The 15855-nt window shown below is 40.7% G+C and carries 14 protein-coding genes; 1 reads left to right on the forward strand and 13 read right to left on the reverse strand.

The annotated features are described in order from the left end of the window. Positions 1 to 41 precede the first annotated feature (41 nt). The 4 genes from PSI06_RS15910 to PSI06_RS15925 form a co-directional block, all read right to left on the reverse strand. Positions 42 to 374 (reverse strand): YnfA family protein, encoded by a 333-nt coding sequence (locus tag PSI06_RS15910; RefSeq protein WP_029772735.1) that lies wholly within the window; start codon positions 372 to 374, stop codon positions 42 to 44. 120 nt (positions 375 to 494) lie between these two features. Further along, on the reverse strand, positions 495 to 1364 hold the full coding sequence (locus PSI06_RS15915) for an MYG1 family protein (protein ID WP_273604250.1): 870 nt from the start codon (positions 1362 to 1364) through the stop codon (positions 495 to 497). Between the two features lie 267 nt (positions 1365 to 1631). After that, positions 1632 to 2102 carry a GNAT family N-acetyltransferase gene (locus PSI06_RS15920; RefSeq protein ID WP_004588851.1) on the reverse strand — a complete coding sequence of 157 codons (471 nt, stop codon included), beginning with the start codon at positions 2100 to 2102 and terminating at the stop codon, positions 1632 to 1634. A 158-nt stretch (positions 2103 to 2260) separates the two neighbouring features. Then, positions 2261 to 4525: a sensor domain-containing phosphodiesterase gene (locus tag PSI06_RS15925; RefSeq protein WP_273604251.1), complete on the reverse strand. Its 2265-nt coding sequence runs from the start codon at positions 4523 to 4525 to the stop codon at positions 2261 to 2263. Between the two features lie 387 nt (positions 4526 to 4912). Here PSI06_RS15925 and cysZ point away from each other — a divergent pair, with 387 nt between their 5' ends. Continuing rightward, positions 4913 to 5626 carry a sulfate transporter CysZ gene (cysZ, locus tag PSI06_RS15930; RefSeq protein ID WP_004588849.1) on the forward strand — a complete coding sequence of 238 codons (714 nt, stop codon included), beginning with the start codon at positions 4913 to 4915 and terminating at the stop codon, positions 5624 to 5626. 49 nt (positions 5627 to 5675) lie between these two features. Here cysZ and PSI06_RS15935 read toward each other — a convergent pair whose 3' ends face one another. The 9 genes from PSI06_RS15935 to PSI06_RS15975 form a co-directional block, all read right to left on the reverse strand. Then, positions 5676 to 6215, reverse strand: a complete 540-nt coding sequence (locus PSI06_RS15935) for a hypothetical protein (protein WP_273604252.1) — start codon at positions 6213 to 6215, stop codon at positions 5676 to 5678. Continuing rightward, complete coding sequence (locus PSI06_RS15940) at positions 6216 to 9506, reverse strand: PKD domain-containing protein (protein WP_273604253.1); 3291 nt, start codon at positions 9504 to 9506, stop codon at positions 6216 to 6218. Between the two features lie 40 nt (positions 9507 to 9546). Beyond that, the gene (gene rlmM, locus PSI06_RS15945) at positions 9547 to 10632 is read right to left on the reverse strand and encodes a 23S rRNA (cytidine(2498)-2'-O)-methyltransferase RlmM (RefSeq protein ID WP_004588846.1); all 1086 of its coding nucleotides are present in this window, start codon (positions 10630 to 10632) and stop codon (positions 9547 to 9549) included. 17 nt (positions 10633 to 10649) lie between these two features. Continuing rightward, positions 10650 to 11018, reverse strand: coding sequence for a DUF423 domain-containing protein (locus PSI06_RS15950; RefSeq protein WP_024034182.1), 369 nt, complete (start codon positions 11016 to 11018; stop codon positions 10650 to 10652). Next, positions 11015 to 11650: an alpha/beta family hydrolase gene (locus PSI06_RS15955; protein WP_273604254.1), complete on the reverse strand. Its 636-nt coding sequence runs from the start codon at positions 11648 to 11650 to the stop codon at positions 11015 to 11017. The genes PSI06_RS15950 and PSI06_RS15955 overlap by 4 nt, the downstream gene beginning before the upstream one ends. Positions 11651 to 11652: 2 nt before the next feature. Next, complete coding sequence (locus tag PSI06_RS15960; protein WP_004588843.1) at positions 11653 to 12549, reverse strand: transcriptional regulator GcvA; 897 nt, start codon at positions 12547 to 12549, stop codon at positions 11653 to 11655. Between the two features lie 128 nt (positions 12550 to 12677). Continuing rightward, entirely contained in the window at positions 12678 to 13532 is an 855-nt protein-coding gene (kdsA, locus tag PSI06_RS15965; protein WP_024034184.1) for a 3-deoxy-8-phosphooctulonate synthase, read from the reverse strand. Between the two features lie 9 nt (positions 13533 to 13541). Next, positions 13542 to 14795, reverse strand: coding sequence for a DUF819 family protein (locus PSI06_RS15970; RefSeq protein ID WP_004588841.1), 1254 nt, complete (start codon positions 14793 to 14795; stop codon positions 13542 to 13544). A gap of 14 nt (positions 14796 to 14809) precedes the next feature. Further along, on the reverse strand, positions 14810 to 15637 hold the full coding sequence (locus PSI06_RS15975) for a tetratricopeptide repeat protein (protein ID WP_004588840.1): 828 nt from the start codon (positions 15635 to 15637) through the stop codon (positions 14810 to 14812). Positions 15638 to 15855: the final 218 nt, after the last annotated feature.

Here is a 15855-nt window from a genome sequence, read left to right on the forward strand (position 1 = left end):
GTGGCCTGTAAGGCGTATTTCGCCTTAATATGGCTTAATTTTTATGCGCTTTTAGGTGCAAAAATAATAATAGCCATGCCCAGTAAGGCAACCGCCCCGCCCACTACATCCCACATTGTAAGCTTTACGCCATCAACTGCCCATAACCACAGCAAAGCCACGCATATGTACACACCGCCATACGCGGCATACACCCGTCCAGCGGCTGCGGGGTGTAACGTTAGCAACCACGCGAATAGTGCTAAACTGATTGCTGCAGGTATTAAAAGGAATATGGATTTATCTTCTTTAAGCCAAAGATAAGGTAAGTAACAGCCAATAATTTCTGCCAGTGCGGTAATAATAAATAGCGCGATAGTTTTTACTTCAAACATAAAACCTCACGTGATTTAAATAACGAGAGCATAATAAAGCTAAGTAACTGCAAACTAGTTACTTAGCTAAATAGTACTAATTTGGGTAAAAAAATTTTACCCATATTTAAGTAAAACAGGTTACTCAGCTAGGGCCACGTCGGCCAGCTTCATTGTACTTTCGAACGACTTAGTACCAGCTATAAATAAACCATTGTGGCAAAATACAGCGTCGTCTAAGCCCGTTTCAGCTTGAAACTCTTCATCAGATAAACCAGCCCACGCTTTAGGCAGTGACTTTCTATCTTCAAATGAGCCGGGCTCTACAGGTACAGTTTGAATAATCCATTGGCCGTTTTGCGAAGGGTAAACCATAAATAAAGCGTCGCTTGATAAATGGTGTACTGTTTTTTTCCATGGTGTGTATTTTTCTAAAATAATCACGCGGGGATCTTTTGCCTCTTCTATTGCTTTTGCAACAATATCTTTGGCGTTAATGCTTCCTTTTGCTGAGGCAATAAAACGGGTTAATAAACGCGCTGCAAACTCAACGGCTTCATCAAAGCATTCATCAAAGCTGCCTTCCTCTTCCCATGTTGGATTAAACATAGAAAGCGTTTGGCTAAGCGTTATGCCCTCAACCACACCTTTAACGTAACCACAATCTATGGCATCAATTGTAGAGACTAAACCAGCGTCAACTCTATCAGCCACCGCTTGGTTATTATCACACAGTGCTAAACCATACTTTTTCCAAATTAAGCCAAATGACGAGTATGGCGTGCCATTTTCGCGCTCGCCTGCGCCGCCGCGTTGGTGGTGATCAAAGCGTCCTGTGTCAGGGTTGTATTCGCCACCTACATCAACAACAATATCGGCACTTTCTATTACTGCTTTATCGCGGGTTCGTACCAAGTTAAAGGCAGGCAATACATGCTTAAGTACCGCAATACTAAACACGTCATCGGCATGGAAATTACCACTGTGGGTTACTACTGTTAAATCGCTCATTGGTTTTGGGCTACTTTTAAAAAAGATAAAATTCTCACTTATGAAGTGCTAAATAAAGGTTTATACCCGTTTGCTTAATCAAGTAATTTATTTTGAAGCAAAAAAGCTTGTTTATAGCAAGGTTTGCCTCTTAAAATCATTAAGTATTACTGTGCACAGGTATTAAATATAGGTGGCGAATTTTATACGAAGATAGCAGTGAAAAACAGTGAAGTATTTTTTGCGCCTACAGAGTCAGCTATAGGCACACAGTAGTAAATAGCTTATTTATTCTGGCTCAGGGCTCAGGGCAAGCTCCATAAATACACTTTGTGGGTTATCTTGATACGAGCCAAAGCTTGCACAGCGCGCAAAACCTAAATCTTCATATAAACTAATTGATTCGGTTTGCTTTGGGCCTGTTTCTAATCGGATAAGTGGAATTTTTGTTTCGCCGGCGTAATGCAGTAGGTTTTGCATTATGCGTCTTGAAAAACCTCTGCCACGGTAACTTGGTTTTACATATAAACGCCTTATTTCGCCATATAGCGCGCCGTCATTTTGCTTAACAATAGCGCCACAGGCAATAATGCCATCTTCGTTTTTTAAACCAATTGCGTAAACGTTGTCTTTGCTTAATTCTTCTAATTTGAGAGATTGGGCTGTAGCCACGGGGTATAAGGAGTTTATCAGTCTATCTATATCTGCAAACACATTAACTACATCAGGATCCTTAGGGGTTAATTCGACTAACTGCATCTCTTGTCGTCCATTTTATTATTTTGAATCGTTATAGTGACTTCATAATATATACTTAATACGCGTGTTCCTAGTGTTGTTTAAACAAAATGTTTTAATAAGGTAAAAATAGCTTTATTAAAACGTTAGCTTAATTTACAAAAACGACGCACAGCCTGCTAAGCACTTAGGCTTTGCTTTTTTAATTGATGGGCATGCCACTTAATATAGTTACTGGCATTCATAGGTTTTGCGACTAAATAGCCTTGTATACAATCTGCATTGAGCAAGTTTAGTAACTCAAATTGCGCCTCTTGCTCTACACCTTCAGCAACAACAGTAATGTCTAAACTTTTGCCCAGGCTTATAATCGTATTAACAATATTAAAGCCTTTGCCTTTATCTAAAATCTTATCGATAAAGCTTTTATCAATTTTTATTTCCTGCACGGGGAACGCATTTAAATGGGCTAAACAGGAATACCCTGTACCAAAGTCGTCTATAGAAAACACAAAACCTTGTTCTTGTAGCTCCGTCATTTGCTTTATTGTGCTGTCAATATCGCCCGATAGCATGGTTTCGGTGATCTCAAGTTTAATATGCTGCGGTTTTATGTTGAACTCTTTAATTGTAGAGCAGAGCTCACGGGTAAGCTGTGCAGAATTAAACTGTATATGACTAATATTTATAGATACGCTAAAGTGCTCATCTATCATGTTTTTTTCATTAAGTTGATTAATAAGGCGGCATATATTGCGAAGCACTATGTTTTGCAGTTTTTGAATCAGGCCATATTGCTCTGCAATAGGAATAAACTGATTAGGCGCAATAACCCCTTTATTAGGGTGTATCCACCTTATCAGGGCTTCTGCACCTATTATCTTCCCTTGCATACTAATTTGCGGCTGAAAATACGCACAAAATTCGTTATTTGCGATTGCTCTTACAATATCCGTTTCTAATTCGGCTTGGTTTTCGAGTAAAGTTTGCAGTTTAGGGTCATAAAAGCTGCAGCTATTGCCGCCTTTTGCCTTAGAGCGGTACATAGCAGTATCTGCAAATTTTAATATGTTATCGGTGGCTGTGTGCTCTTCGTTAATTAAGCAAATACCTATACTGCAACTAACTTGAAATGCCAGCTCCCCTATTGCAAACTTATCATTAAACACGCCTTGTACTTTTTTAGCGACTATTTCAGATTCAATACAGGCTTGGTGATTATGCTCGCCAATGTATTCGAGTAAAATAATAAATTCATCACCGCCCACTCTAGCTAAAGTATCAGATGATCGTATTACGCCACCTAAGCGTTTTGCTAATTCTATTAATACTTGATCTCCGGCGCCGTGGCCTAATGAATCATTTATTCTTTTAAAGTTATCAACATCTAAAAACAGCAATGCGCCCGTTTTTTTGGTGCGTTTAATACGCTCTACACACTTTGCTAGGCTGTCGCTGAGCATTCGTCTGTTGGGAAGCCCTGTTAGTGGATCAAAAAACGCAAGCCGTTGAACTTCTTGCTCGGCTTTTTTGCGAAGGGTCACATCTCTTGCCATCCACACTACGTGCTTAAGTTCTGGTTTTTCTGGCTGATAGTTAGTAAGTGCAGCCGCTCTTCCTTCAAAGGTTATGTGGCCTTTGGGCACGGCTAAATCGTACTCAAATATTTGCATTTCATTGGTGAGAATGGTTTTTTTAATAATCCCCATGATCATGTCGGCATCTTTTTCTGGGAACAAGTCTTGCACATTTTGACCAATTAAATCGGTGGGCGATTCAAGTAATAAGTCACTCGAGGTACCGTAAATATCGGTATAGACGCCCTCTTCGTTCAAAATCAAAATAAGATCGGGCATCACTTGCGTAAATGCTTTAAATTTTTCATTACTTTTTTGCAGGTCTGCCACTAGCTGCCTAGCTTTGAGCGACTCTGCGTTTTTTTCTAGTGCTATGCTAGAAAAGTGTACAAAATAGTCAATGAGTTCTAAATCTTGCTGTGTAGGTGCTTTAGGGGTGCCGTGGTAAATAGCAAAAGTGCTTAATATTTCATTGGTGGTTGAAATAACCGGGGTTGACCAACAAGAATATAAACCGTACCTGTGCGCTAAATCTTTGTAATCTTCCCACAAGGGCGAAAGGTCAATATTTTGCGCAATAACTCGCTCATTTTTATAGGCCGCGGTGCCACAAGACCCTACATTAGGGCCTATAAACACACCATTAATGGCCTTTAAATATTCATCGTCAATATTTGGGGCAGCACGATGAAATAACTGATTACCTGTTAAAGACAGTATTGAGCATCTTGCAGAGCTGTCTTCAATAACTTGCTCTATAGCTAAACAAATATCTTGTAAAACATCGTCTAAGGCAATGCCTAACGCGATTTTAGATAATATATCCTGCTGGTGAGATAACAATTGTTTTAGTTTTGCAGTATTCATACTTCACCATGCATCTAGGTACTTTTATGTTGCTACGCACTTTAAAAAAGTGCAGTGCATCAACAAATTCCTGCTCTTAGTTCATATATTTAAAATGAGTATAGTTAATAAACTTACAGCGCGAGTTTTATTATTACGATTATGGAAATTGTTTTTTAATAAAATAGGTAAAAAAACAACTTTAGTATGCGTTAAGCCTACATTATTTTGCAACAAAAAATAAACATCCATAACAAAAACAATCCAGCCAACACACTCTAAAACTTTTTAAAAATTTTGCAGGTTTAACACTTTGTTACTTAAAAAGGCTGTTCAAAATTATCAGTCTAATTATACTGCATGCAGATATGAGTCTTTTTTGAGGTTACTGTGCAGATCATACAAGGTATGGAATATTTTTTTTCAGGCTTTAAATTAATTAGCCAAAAAGGCCTTAAGCGCTTTGTGCTTATTCCACTTTTACTTAATATTTTATTGTTTGGTAGTTCACTATTTTTTTTATTTGGTTGGTTAAGCGACAGCTTTAATTATATAAACAACATGTTACCTGAGTGGCTAAGCTGGCTTGAATGGTTAATGTGGCCCATTGCCGTGCTTGTGGTGCTATTTAGTTACAGCATGCTATTTACAGTAATAACCAACTTCATTGCGGCCCCTTTTAACGGACTACTCAGCGAAAAAGTAGAGCTTTATTTAACGGGTCAAAAAATAAATGACGACGGTTTTGCTGATTTAGTAAAAGACATTCCACGCATGGTAGGCAGAGAGTGGACAAAGCTTTGCTATTACTTACCCCGCGCTATTGGCTTTTTTATTTTGCTGTGGATTTTACCCGTTATTGGACAAGTGTTATGGGTTTTATTTACATGTTGGATGTATGCTGTGCAATACAAAGATTTTGCCTTCGATAACCATAAAGTAGGCTTTAAACAAATGAAAGACGATTTAAAGTCTAAACAAGGTTTATCTTATGGCTTTGGCTTTGCTGTTATGCTGCTCACTGCAATCCCATTTATTAACCTAATTGTTATGCCCGTTGCTGTGTGTGGCGCTACCCGTTTGTGGGTAGATAATTATCGCTCTAAATACCGAGCGGGCTAACAAACACTATGGCAAATAATAAAAGCACCTTTTGGTGCTTTTATTTTATCTATATCAGCTTAACTGCAGTGTAATTTAGTCTAGCGCGCCTTGGCAGTGCTACATTTTTTTCATCTTGTAAAGTAAACGCTGTGATCACTACCGAGAATAACTGCTTTTTAAAAGTAATATTAATGACTTCGCCTATTTTAGTTTTATAAGTGTGTTGCTGATTAAACAGTTTAAGTTCACCGTTTGCTAATTGCTCAACATACAAATAGGGGGTGTGCAAAGGCAGTTTTAACCTTATAACATTTAAACTGCTTTGCTCCTGTACTGCAACCCACTCCCCATCTTTATAAAGCGTATTAAAACGCGTTATGCCCTCGGGCTGTAGTACAGAGTCGTTTTGTATTAAACACGTGCTGCACCCGTTTACACGCCTTTGCTGCCAATTTACTGGCTTGTTATTATAATAAAGCGCATCAGTTAGTAACCATTCACTACTATGGCTACTACTGGCTTTATTAATAGCGCCTTGGCTACAGGCAGCAACTAAAAAAATAATAGCTCCTTGTAAAAGTGCAGCTTTTATAAATCGGTAGCTCATTTAGCGCTCTTTAATAGCTTTAATTTGGTTAATTATAGCCTCGCTTGGCGCTGCTTCTTTTATATAGCTAGGCAATGAAGTAGAAACAGCTTGAACACGCTGCTGTTGATACAGCTTATGGCTCATCGTATTTGCCACACCAAATCGGTTACCTGCACTTTGTGAGTAAAACTGTAAGTTAATCATGCTCCACTCATCGGTATCCGTTAATACAGTAATTTGCGAGTCTTGGTTTGCATCAAAGTTAGTTAATGTATCGCCTAAAATTGCATTACAATTATAATCGACCGCCTCAGAGCCAGGCCTGTTCAATCCTGCGCTTTCATCAATAGCACTTTCATTTATATTTGCAGCGCTGCCGTTTGAATAATCAATGATAAAATCATCCGTTGATCCTGTTTGATTATTAGTATTTGGCACAAGGTCGCAGTTAATGTTGTTGGTATAAAACCGGTCGTAATAACGGTCACCTTCGTTATTACCTATGCTTGCAAGCCCCGTTAATTGATATAGATAATTCATAGAGCTTAAATGATTTGGCTTAAAGTTCACTTCTTCGTCGCCGCCATGATAAAGCCCTAAATTATGTCCCAACTCATGAAAAATAGTAGACGCTTGGTAATTATTCGTCACATTTTGTGATGTTTGATCATCAACCGATAACCCCCATCCGCCCATAGTCAGCATTAGGTCATTACCATTTATTTCAGCAATGCCCGAGCCACTAATGCTGCCATCTTCGTTACCACTGTTTGCCATTAATAAATAATGAAAAATTGGGCGGCGCGTTGTATCGGCATATTCCATTTTATAGGCAAATAAATTAGCGGTACCTTGGTCATATTCAAAGGGCGTGTAGCTGTTAAACGGTACGGTTGTACCGCCTCCTAAATCAAAGTTAGCGGTGGAAATACCTGTGCTTTGGTCAAACAAATCGCCTACATCAAAATGCACTGTGTAACCGTTACTTGCAAATACGCTCACTACTTTTTCTAATGCTGTACGCTGTGGCGTAATACCTATATCGGTACTGTCCATATAATCAATTTCTATAAATATATCTTTTTGATTTTCCCGCGCGCCCCATTCATATAAAGGCAGCCCGCCAAACGTTGCGCCTTCTTGCTCACTGCAATCTGGGATCCCATCTAAATCTGTATCGGTATCACAGCTAATATCATTTTGCTCTGCCGGCGTATTAAACACTGAGTAAACCCAATCACTTGCTTGATTAGTATCTGTTGCATTAAGCGCACGTTTTAAGCTTGAGCCTTGCTCGGCCTGCATTTGTGGTGCGTTATCGCCTTGCCATTGCGTGGCACTAACCGGTTGCTGGGTAGAATTACCAAATTTAACAAAGTCGATTGTTTGTGTGGCGGCGCTATTTAATAACTCTGCAAAGCCATTTATATACCAGTAAGGACGTAGCGCATCGCTTTGGTTACCCACCAGCACAATTTTAGGGTTATTAAGTGCCGCGCTTGCTAAAAACTCATCACCAAAACGACTTTGCAGTAAAATATAACTGCCGTTTTCTAATACTTTGTTGGGTAATGTAAATACTTGCTCTGCACTCACTGAGCTATCAAGCATATTAATTGCGCGCGTTTTTAATGAATAGTTTTGTAAATTAACAGCCTCTCCTGTGCCGTTATAAATCTCTACCCAGGGCGTATCATTAGTAAATTGCACCGATATGAGTTCGGTTATTTTTAAATCTTGGGTTGAGGTGGTAAATTCACTCACTTGGCCTGCTGTCGCAGCAGTACCAGAAAAATTAACTAATTGGTCATTTACACGCACTTTGTAAAGCGTGTTTTCTGAAAAATCAGCGCTTAAGTTAACGTTTTTAAAATAGTCACTCGTCTCATCAGGCGCACCAGATACGCTCTCTACATTAAGTGCAACACAGCTTGCAAAATCATCACTTGATACCTGAACACTGCCTTCACAGCTCCCCGCGCTACTATTTACGGTTAACGAACTGCTCAGCATCACATCTGAAAACGTAATGCTAATGGGGGTGTCAACCAATACCGGTTCATCTGCTCCATTAGGCGTTATTTCTGTCACCGTTGCAGCGCTGGTATCAATAATTGTCGTATTAAGTAAAAAGTTGATGCTGTCTTCACCATCACTGGCGGTCAATATATAGCTTTTTGCAGAAATACTATTTACAGGCGGTGTATAGCTAAAGCGCAGCGCTTGGGCATCAATAACGCTCACCTGCGCCCCTTCTAGGTCATCTGGAAAAGTAATTTGTACCGTATCGCCATCGGCATCATTTACCGTCAAATTAAATTCAGCACTTAAGTTATATTGCACCTCGACGGTTACATCGTCTGCCACAGGCGGATTGTTAGGCGGCACCACAATCACCGTTTTTTGGGCGCTATTAGTTGCATCGTCGTTATCTCTAACGGTGGCTAAAAAGGTAATATTGGTATTTTGAGCAACCGTTGGGGCATTAAACGTAATGCTGGAGTCGGTTTGCGTAAATTCGACCACGGGGCCGTTTGTTTGCTGCCAGCTTAGCTCGCTAATGGTGCCATCGCTGTCCTGCGCTGTGGCTGTTATTGTCACTGACTCATTTTGCATTGCCTCGTCAGGCCCAGCTAAGGTAACACTAGGTGCGCTATTTAATTGCGTAATAAGTACCGTCGCACTGCTTTGTACAGTGCCCCCGGCATTGTCGGTTACAGTAACACTAAAACCAAGCGTTTCATTTTCACTTACATTTGGGGCGGTAAAGCTTAATTCACCTTCAGTTTGGCTAAATTCGATGGAGGAGCCAGCAGATTGTACCCACAATATGGCGCTAATTGTGCCATCTATGTCTTGTGCATTAGCAATTAAACTAACTTGGGTATTAGCCAGTGCACTACTTGGGCCTGTAATATTAACTGTGGGAGGGGTGTTTTGAACCGTGATAGTCCCAGAAAACACTTGCTCTGTAGTTGCGCCGTCATTATCGGTTACTAGCACCGAAAAACTAAAATCAGTGTCGCTCTCTACACTGGGGGCCGTTACTGTGAGTATATTGCCATTAGCAGTAAAGGTAAATTCAGGCCCCGACAGCTGCTGCCATTGATAACTAGACACCTGCCCGTCGCTATCGCTTGCCTGAGCCGTAATAGTAAAGGTTTGGTTAGCAACAATAACGCTGCTGCTTACATCAACACTTACTGTAGGGGCGGTATTGCCAGTTGAGCCACTATCGGTGGCGTCACTATCGCTGCCACCGCCGCCGCAACCGGCTATTAAAAGTGATAAAAAAGTAATCCTAGCCATTTATAAACATTATTTAATACCACTTTTATGCCTCTATGATTTAGCTATACAAATTTTGGGGCACCTTAACAACGTTTAAATGAACGGTAATTTCCTCACGATCATGATACAAATGCTTAGCTTGCAACTCATAGGTTATACCGTACTTGGTAAGCTCTTCTTTGATCATCGTTAGGCATTCATAAACACTATCAAAGCGTTTTTTCATAGGCAGCTTTAAATTAAATATAAGCTCTTTGGCGTATGCGTTTACTGCCCAGTCAATCATTAGATTAGTCACTTTGGTTGGTTTTTCCACCATATCGCACACTAACCAGTTAATATTTCTTTTTTCTGGGCGGTATTTAAAACCATCGGCTCTAAAGTGTTTAACTTGGCCTGTTTCCATCAAACTATCATTCATTGGGCCATTATCTATTGCGCTAACAAACATGCCTCTGCGTACTAATTGATAGGTCCAACCGCCTGGGCAAGCGCCTAAATCAACCCCTCGCATGCCTGGTTGTACTCGCGCTTCTCGCTCTTTTTCAGGGATAAAAACATTAAAGGCTTCGTCAAGTTTTAACGTTGAGCGACTCGGTCCGTCACTTGGCATACGTAAACGTAAAATGCCCATAAAAAACGGCGAATTATTATAACTATACGAATACCCTACATACGCGGCATTGTTTGCTAAAAATAGTACATGCATTACCGGGCGGTTTGCCTTTGGCTCACGTAATACCGTGTTTTGCTTTTCGAGTGCTTTTTTTAACGGCGTTGATATTTTTTTACAAAAGGTCAGTAGCTCTTTGCCTTCGTTAGTATCGGGAGTTTCTACGCGCAATTCACTACACAAAGGAAAATCCTTTGCGGCTTCTTTTAATGCAGTGACCCTATCTTCTACCGGCATATTTTCGATTAACGTGCCAGCAAACCACTGGCGCGCAAATACCATATTTTTAAAGTCGACCTTTTTGATTATTTCGTCGCTGTGTTGCGCTTCAAAACATTCATAAATCACGTAGCCGGTATTTGGTTTGGCTTTTACATAGCCGGCAAAACCTTGCTCGGCAGCATGAAACGTTATTTCAGCAGCCGCATCGTTTTCAAAACCACTACGACAATAAATCACAACACTAGACATATTAACCCTTAAACTCTTTAAAACTTAAATCGTGCAACTTGCACTAAAATAACAACCCAACCAATTATAAAACATAACCCACCTAATGGGGTTATTGGGCCTAACCACTTCATGCCGCTTAGGGCTAGTAAATATAAACTGCCACTAAAAAGCAGTGTACCGGCAATAAAAAAACCTCCCGCCACGGTTAAATTAATACCCCACTTAATAAGAATCGCCACGGCTATAAGCGCTAAACCATGCACCATTTGATACTCAGCTGCGGTTTTAAATACCCCGAGTGAATACTCAGTTAAACGGCTTTTTAAGCCATGCGCGGCAAATGCCCCTAACATAACCGACAGCATGCAAAAAAAGCTGCCCGTGAGTAAAAATAATTTAATCATAATTGCTCCACTCTATTGGCTATAAATTTACTTGCTTCAAGCGCTGCAGTTTCACGATTTTGCAGCTCGCTCATACCACTTTTTTTGCGTGGTTTGAGTGAATGGTCGCCATCGCTAAGCCACACATAGCTTGGCTGTTTTGGCATAGAAAGCGTTTTAAGCTCTTCACGTGTGCCAAAGGTATCTCGCTCGCCTTGTAAGACTAAAAACGGGCAAGGTATGTCTGCAAAATGATCGGTGCGCAGCTTATCTGGCTTACCGGGCGGATGAAACGGATAGCCAAACGCTAATACACCTGCAATCGGTTGTGTAGAGCTACAAGCAAGCATAGACGCCATACGCCCGCCCATCGACTTGCCGCCAATAAATAACGGTAAATTAGGTTGCGCATTTGTTAGTACTTGCTCGTAATAAGCTAACAGTTTAGGGGCTCGCTCTGGCGGTCTACGTTTTTGTGTTTGTTTAGCAATTTGCATGTATTCAAAATCAAATAAACCTACATCAATACCCTGCGCACTAATGAGTTTAGCCATATGCTGCATAAAATCAGAATCTGATCCAGCTCCGGCACCATGCGCAAATATAAACTGTGCAATAGCCGGCTGCGTTGCGCTTTTAAACCATTCAATCATTATTAATACTCTTGTTCTTGTTCAACTAAGCTCAGCATCCAATCTTTAAACGAGACTATTTTACCCAGCTCTGTTTGCGACTCTCTAATCACTAAGTAATACGCGTTTTTACTCTCTAAGCTGTGGCTAAATGGGATCACTAAACGTCCCGCGTCAATATCGGGTTTGGCAAGCACACTATTGCCTATTGCTACACCTTGACCGTGCACCGCGGCTTGGAGCACCATTGATGAGTGGCTAAATATAGGGCCTTGATTCACTTGTACATTACGTACACCCGCCGTTTTCATCCAGGTTTTCCAGTTACGGCGCGTGGTATCGTGTAACAAGGTGTGCTGGGCTAAGTCACTCGGTTGATTAAGCGGTTTATGCCCGCTTAATAACAGTGGGCTACATAAAGGCACTAAATACTCGGTGTGCAATTTGTAAGTTTGAACCCCACTCCAGTGGCCTCGGCCGTAGTAAATAGCAATATCTACATCATCGGTTAACGAGTTTTCGTCTTGGTCTTGCGCTTTTATACGCACATCTATTTCGGGGTGGAGTTCGTTAAATAAACTTAATCGAGGTACCAACCACTGAATTGCAAAACTCGGGGTTAAACTTACGGTAAGCGAGCCTTTTGCACCGCGAGCAAGTAGCTTTTCGGTGGCATCTATCAGCTGGGTAAAAATTTCTTTAATATCTAAAAAGTAGCCTTGGCCTTCTTCGGTTAATAATAACGAGCGATTTTTACGTAAAAACAATTTCAAGCCTAAATGCTCTTCAAGGGTTTTAATTTGATGGCTCACTGCCGCTTGCGTTACATACAGCTCTTCTGCTGCTTTAGTAAAGCTTAAATGGCGTGCCGCGGCTTCAAAAGCTTTAAGTGCGTTTAATGGGGGGACTCGTCTTGACATAGTAACCAAGCTTAGAATTAGTTTTTCTTATGCGTAAGATTATATACAGCATCGTTGTGTGTGTATATTAATGGAATAAAAAAAGCGACCTAAGTCGCTTTTTAAATATTACCTAAATAGGTGTTAAATTATAAATCGCTTGCGCTTGTATCCAGTGGTGCAAAGCTTTTAATTAAATCATCTACTGCTTTCATTTGCGATAAGTACCCTTCAAGCTTGCTAAGTGCCAATGCACATGGACCATCACACTTTGCTTCATTAGGGTTAGGGTGAGCCTCAATAAATAGGCCCGCAATGCCCAATGCCATGCCGCTGCGAGCAAGCTCGGCAGCTTGTGCACGGCGTCCATCAGCAGAGTCAGCTCGCCCGCCTGGGCGCTGAAGTGCATGGGTGGCATCAAAAATAACCGGTGCCATGGCTTTCATATCATCCATACCTAGCATATCAACAACTAAGTTGTTGTAGCCAAAGCTTGAGCCGCGCTCACACAGTGCAACATTATCATTACCTGCTTCATTAAATTTAGTAATGATATGACGCATTTCGTGTGGGGCTAAAAACTGTGGTTTTTTCACATTAATAATGGCACCCGTTTTAGCCATAGCTACCACTAAATCTGTTTGGCGTGCTAAAAATGCAGGTAACTGAATTACATCAACCACTTCAGCAACAGGCGCTGCTTGGTGTGGTTCGTGCACATCGGTTATAAGCGGAATATTAAAGGTGTTTTTAATCTCTTCAAATATTTTTAAGCCTTCTTCCATACCAGGGCCGCGGTAAGAATTTATTGATGAGCGATTTGCTTTATCAAACGAGGCTTTAAATACATAAGGAATATTTAATTTAGACGTTACTTCTACATAGTGCTCTGCAATGCGCATTGCTAAATCGCGCGACTCTAAAACATTCATACCACCAAATAATACAAATGGTTTGTCGTTTGCCAGCTCAATGTTATTAATATCAATTACTTGGTTGTTCATTTAAATTCCTTAAGGTGCAACTGCTTGCATCATTAATCCACAAATGTAGGCCATATATGTACCTACACCATACCCTAGTACAGCTAATAAAACGCCCACTGGCGCAAGCGAAGGGTGAAACGCAGAAGCCACCACAGGCGCCGACGCAGCGCCGCCAACGTTAGCTTGCGAGCCCACCGCCATATAAAATAACGGGGCTTTTATTACTTTGGCTACAATCAGCATTAAACTTGCGTGCGTTAGCATCCAAATAGCCCCAATTAAAAATAACCCAGGGTTACTAAATATAGCGGTTACGTTCATATGTAAGCCAATTGATGCCACTAAAATATATAAAAAGCTTGAAGCAACTTTTGATGCGCCAAACGCTTCTATTTGCCTTACTTTAGTAAATGATAAACTAATACCAATCGTGGTTGAAATAACAATTAGCCAAAAGAATTTACTGTTTAAACTGTACTCTTTAGCCCACGCGTAATTGTTTGCAAAAAACGGCCCTAAAAAGTCGGCACAAAAATGAGCAAGCCCCGTTATACCAAATGCTATGGCAATAATGGTCATGTAGTCATTGAGTGTCGGCATGCGGGCATGCTCTGCATGGTATTGCTCAACACGGTTTTTTAAATCTTCTATGGCGGTTGTATCAGCCCCTGTTGCGGCATCAATTTTTTTATGGTTTGCGGCCATTAGTAATAAAACAGCCATCCAAATATTCGCCACAATCACATCAACGGTCACCATAACCGAGAATATATCGCCGCCCACTTCAAACATTTCTTTCATTGAAGCTTGGTTAGCGCCGCCGCCAATCCAGCTGCCGGCAACCGTTGTCATACCGCGCCAAACAGCATCTGGGCCGTGGCCGCCTACTAAATCAGGGCTAAATACACTAACCACTAAAATAGATAAAGGCCCACCAATCACAATACCCAGCGTGCCCACTAAAAACATAATTAGCGCTTTGGGGCCTAAATTAATAATCGCTTTTAAATCAATACTAATGGTAAGTAAAATTAAACATGCTGGCAGCAAATAGCGCGAAGCAACATAGTAAACATTTGAACTATGTCCATCTACAATGCCAAACGTATTGAGCAAAGAAGGTAAAAAGTAACACAGCAATAATGCTGGTACATATTTATAAAATGCTTTTAGTTTGGGGTTTTCGCTGCTAGAGGTTTTAAAAATGAACCCTAAAATTACAGCAAGCAAACCCAGTACAACAGCATCATTAGTAATTAATGCAGTGTGAGTATCAGCCATATTTGTTCCTATTCTTAATGGTGTGTTTTATTATTATCTTCAAGTTCTTCTAGTTGATGCTGAATAATCTCGATTGCCGGATCGTCCGGGCACTCATCAATAAAAAACTGTAAATCATCGCGTGCCATTTTAGGACAATCTAACTGATTGAGTAAGTAACCTCTGTCGCGTCTCTCGTACGGGTCATCGCCTAATAGCTCCATTAGCAACTCAACACATACCAGCGCGTGGCCAAATTTATTTTCGCTAATAAACGACCATTTTTGCTGCGCTAAAAACAATTTATAAACTTCATCGTTATAAATAAGTTCAAGTGGCTCTTGCTCTTGGCCATTTTCTTCATCCGCATTTTCAGGAATGATGTACCAGCTTTGTTGCCCACTGCTAGGCTCAATAATGTAGCCTTCTTCATCACTTATTGCGACATGCACGCTAATATCACCCTGGTTAATACAAACACTGGCATCTAATTGCGCTTGCTCAAGCAAATGGCTCAATAAAATACCTAATGTGGTTATAGAGCCGCTGCGCATAGTGAGTGTATAGCTTAAGCTATTTATTTTATGCTCTGGCACCTTTAGCCCAGAGGCGCTAAATAGCCATTTGCTATAAAAAATATCAAGAAGGGCTTCTAACCTATCGTGTGGGTCTTTTTGCTTTGCGCACATAGCAGTGATCTGCTGCTCAAAGTCAGTTAATACAGAAAAAGTTGGCGCTAAATCTATTTGAGGGTCCCATTTCGACTCTGCATTAATACACCGATAAAGTGGCGGTGGAGTAAATTCATCATATGCATCATCTAAATAAGATTCGTCGTGTTCGTCATACCCGAGGGTGGTCATCAATACTACAACATTTATTAAAAAACGAAGGCGTAGTTTACCTAATTTTACGGATAGTTACCAATACAGCGAAGCTCCCACCCATAATTATCACGGCTAGCGCATTTTAATCCCAGATTCTAACAGGGTTGAGCGATAATCATCGTCTAGCCCTGCCATTTTCTTTTTTCTCGCCATACTGGCTGTTTTAGTTGTATCTTGTTTAAATAACGCCATGG

This window comes from Pseudoalteromonas sp. GABNS16E, assembly GCF_028598715.1.
Taxonomy (GTDB): domain Bacteria; phylum Pseudomonadota; class Gammaproteobacteria; order Enterobacterales; family Alteromonadaceae; genus Pseudoalteromonas; species Pseudoalteromonas atlantica.